At 32.8% G+C, this 690-nt stretch carries 1 protein-coding gene; it reads left to right on the plus strand.

The features are described from left to right. Window positions 1-31 precede the first annotated feature (31 nt). On the plus strand, window positions 32-181 hold the full coding sequence (locus tag HCCG_RS12370) for a hypothetical protein (RefSeq protein ID WP_002957712.1): 150 nt from the start codon (window positions 32-34) through the stop codon (window positions 179-181). Window positions 182-690 lie beyond the last annotated feature (509 nt).

The following is a 690-nucleotide window of genomic DNA, read 5'->3' on the forward strand; positions in this document are numbered from 1 at the left end:
TAAATTCTAACAAACAAAGGAGCAACCAAATATGTGGATAGTATTTTTTGCAATAGCAGTCTTTGGATTAGTCATAGGCTCTTATATCTATGGCTATTCTCAAACTCGCAGCACCTATGTAAGAAAACATAGAGATATTACAGAAGCTGAAAAGTTAGCTATTAGAGAAAATGGTAGGTAAGGCTACCTCTTGTTTTAATATCATATATTAGCAAGACATACAAAAGCAACATAGACAAGTTAAAGAAGGCTCATATCAGTTTGGCTCTCTACCTTTTATGGTTTATGAGAATATGGAAGTTCAAGCAAAAGATAGACTTGCTAAGATGATTACTGAAAGAGATAATACACACAAGGAAATTTTCGCAGAATTTTTAAAGCAATATCAGCAAAGACCTGTTACTCATTCTTAATTGATATTGCAAAAAAGAGTTGTTTGTGGATAAGAGTAAGACATCTTAAAGCTTATTTGAAAAGGGTTTAGGATTCTGCTATAATCCACTCATATAAATAAATAAAAACAAAAAAAGGAGTTTGAAATGGGATTTGGTAGTTTTACATTAGGTTGTTTATTAGGACAGAGTTTTCAAAACCCTCAAGATATTATAGAGACACCCGGAAAGTGTCAAGCAGATTATGATAATGACAATGTCCAGAGCTTAGAGCTTATGGGGAGGAATGCTATTGGAA

It is taken from the genome of Helicobacter cinaedi CCUG 18818 = ATCC BAA-847, from assembly GCF_000155475.1.
Lineage (GTDB): Bacteria > Campylobacterota > Campylobacteria > Campylobacterales > Helicobacteraceae > Helicobacter_C > Helicobacter_C cinaedi.